Origin of the sequence: Streptomyces pseudogriseolus (assembly GCA_002154585.1) — a bacterium.
Lineage (GTDB): Bacteria > Actinomycetota > Actinomycetes > Streptomycetales > Streptomycetaceae > Streptomyces > Streptomyces pseudogriseolus.
Window position 1 is genome coordinate 1 of record MUNG01000269.1, and the last position, 3023, is coordinate 3023.

The following is a 3023-nucleotide window of genomic DNA, read 5'->3' on the forward strand; positions in this document are numbered from 1 at the left end:
GGCGAGTCCGGCTGCGGCAAGACCACCCTCGGGCGGTCGGTGCTGCGGCTGGTGGACATCACCGACGGCTCGGTCGTCCTCGACGGCACCGACCTGGCGAAGCTGCCGGGAGAGGAGATGCGCCGCTTCCGGCGCCGGCTCCAGATGGTCTTCCAGGACCCGCTGGGCTCCCTCAACCCGCGGCAGAACATCGAGTCGATCCTGTCCGAGGGCATGATCGCCCACGGCATCGGCAAGGACCAGGAGGAGCGCCGCGAGAAGATCAAGGCCATCCTGGACAAGGTCGGCCTGCCCTCCAACGCGCTCGCCCGCTACCCGCACGAGTTCTCCGGCGGCCAGCGGCAGCGCATCGGCATCGCCCGCGCCCTCGTCCTGGAACCGGACGTGATCATCTGCGACGAGCCGGTCTCCGCGCTCGACGTGTCGGTCCAGGCCCAGGTCATCAACCTGCTGGAGGAGCTCCAGGAGGAACTCGGCCTGACCTACGTGGTGATCGCCCACGACCTCGCGGTGGTCCGGCACATCTCCGACACGATCGGCGTGATGTACCTGGGCGCGCTGGTCGAGGAGGCGCCGAGCGACGCGCTCTACGCCGAGCCGAAGCACCCGTACACCAAGGCCCTGATGTCGGCCGTGCCGGTGCCGGACCCGGAGGTGGAGGACAAGCGCGAGCGGATCCTGCTCACCGGTGACCTGCCCTCGCCGGCGAACCCGCCGACCGGCTGCCGGTTCCACACCCGCTGCCCGTGGGCCCAGGCCGAGCGCTGCTCGACCGAGCGCCCCCAGCTGCGGGACATCGGCGGCGGCCACCGCGTGGCCTGCCACTACGCCGAGGACATCGCGTCCGGGAAGCTCCAGTTGACCAAGGGCGAGGTCGTGTCGGCGACGCGCGAGGGCGTCGACGACAACCCGACGGAGGACACGCCGGAGACGGGGGCGCCGGCGGAGGACACGCCGGCGGCCGAAACCCCGGCGAAGATCCCGGCCCAGAAGGAGAAGCCGGCGGAGGCGGAGAAGTCCGCGGAGGCCGGCGAGGACGCCGAGGCGGAGAAGCCCGCTGAGGCGGAGAAGGCCGCGGAGGCCGGCGAGGACGCCGAGGCGGAGAAGCCCGCTGAGGCGGAAAAGGCCGCGGAGGCGGAGAAGGCCGCAGAGCCCGCCGAGGCCGAGAAGCCCGCCGCGACCGAGGACAAGCCGGCGAAGGCCGAGGACGAGCCGGCCAAGGCCGACGAGCCCGAGGCTGCCTCCGACGAGGCCGAGCCCTCCGAGGAGCCTGAGAAGGCTGTCTGATCGGCGCCAGAAAGAAGCCCTCGCCTTGCTTTGCAAGGCGAGGGCTTCTTTCTACGCCACAATATGCAAGTGCTTCAGCAACTGTTCAGCCCGTCCGTCCTGCACACACTCGACCTGATCGGCATCTTCGTCTTCGCCATCTCCGGCGCCCTGCTGGCCGTCCGGAAGAACTTCGACGTGTTCGGGATGGCCGTGCTGTCCGAGATCACCGCCCTCGGCGGCGGTCTCTTCCGCGACCTGATCATCGGCGCCGTCCCGCCGGCCGCGTTCACGGACCTGGGGTACTTCGTCACCCCGCTGCTGGCCACCGTCCTCGTCTTCTTCCTGCACCCGCACGTCGAGCGCATCCAGAGCGCCGTCAACGTCTTCGACGCGGCCGGCCTCGGCCTCTTCTGCGTCGTCGGCACGACCAAGGCGTACGACTACGGGCTCGGCCTCACCGCGTCCGCCTGTCTGGGCCTGGCCACGGCGGTCGGCGGCGGCGTGCTGCGGGACGTGCTCGCCAACGAGGTGCCCTCGCTGCTGCGCTGGGACCGCGACCTGTACGCGGTGCCCGCGATCGTCGGCGCGGCCATGGTCGCCCTGTGCCTGCGCTTCGACGCGCTCAACCCGGTGACCAGCACCACCGCCGCCGTCACCGCCTTCGTGCTGCGGCTGCTCGCCATGCGGTACCACTGGCGGGCGCCCCGCGCCTGGCACCGCCGTTCGACGGTCGTGGAGGAGCAGCCTCCGTCCTGAGCCGAACCGGGCGGTGCAGGCGCCCGACGCTCACGGGACGAACAAAGCTACCGCTTAGTATTATCTTCTTGTACTGTTCAGCCATGCCAGAAGCAGCCTCCGCCCAGGCCATCCGGGCCGCCATCGGTGACAGCGAGTTCGACCGCGACACCGCGCTCACCGCGCGGGAACCCGGCGTCTACGACATCGACCTCTCCGCCGGCTGGACGATCATCAACGCCGTCAACGGCGGTTATCTGCTGGCCGTCCTGGGCCGCGCGCTCGCGGACGCGCTTCCGCACCCCGACCCGTTCACCGTCTCCGCGCACTACCTGACGGCCTCTCAGCCGGGCCCGGCGGTCGTCCGCACCGAGACCGTCCGCACCGGACGCACGCTGTCCACCGGGCAGGCGTCGCTCTTCCAGTTCGACGAGCAGGGCAACGAGGTGGAGCGCATCCGGGTCCTCGCCTCCTACGGCGACCTGGACTCCCTCCCCGACGACGTCCGTACGACGGCCGCGCCGCCCGCGCTGCCGCCGATGGACCAGTGCTTCGGCCCCGAGGACGGCCCCGCCCCGGTCGACGGAAGTTCCGAGATCGCCGGACGGCTGATGCTGAAGCTCGACCCGTCGACCCTCGGCTGGGCCCTCGGCAAGCCGTCCGGCAAGGGTGAGATGCGCGGGTGGTTCGGTCTCGCCGACGGCCGGGACCCCGATCCGATGGCGCTGCTGCTCGCGGTGGACGCGCTGCCGCCGACCGCCTTCGAGATGGGCCTGACCGGCTGGGTCCCGACGGTCGAGCTGACCGTCCACATCCGCTGCCGCCCGGCGCCGGGTCCCCTGCGCGTGTCCATCACCACCCGCAACCTCGCGGGCGGTTTCCTGGAGGAGGACGCCGAGGTCTGGGACAGCGCCGGCCGCCTCGTCGCGCAGTCCCGCCAGCTGGCCCGGGTGCGGCTGTGACGATCGGCCCCTCCGGCGCTTGAGGAGCGGGGGTCCGGGGGCGGCGCCCCCGGGACG

The 3023-nt window shown here is 71.7% G+C and carries 3 protein-coding genes; all 3 read left to right on the top strand.

All coding sequences use genetic code 11. The features are described 5' to 3' along the window. The coding region (locus tag CCN29_RS22745; protein WP_086684088.1) for an ABC transporter ATP-binding protein at positions 1-1287 on the top strand (1287 nt) is incomplete at its 5' end. A 69-nt stretch (positions 1288-1356) separates the two neighbouring features. Further along, positions 1357-2025, top strand: coding sequence for a trimeric intracellular cation channel family protein (locus CCN29_RS22750; RefSeq protein WP_006134183.1), 669 nt, complete (start codon positions 1357-1359; stop codon positions 2023-2025). Between the two features lie 83 nt (positions 2026-2108). Next, entirely contained in the window at positions 2109-2966 is an 858-nt protein-coding gene (locus CCN29_RS22755) for a thioesterase family protein (protein ID WP_086684091.1), read from the top strand. Positions 2967-3023 lie beyond the last annotated feature (57 nt).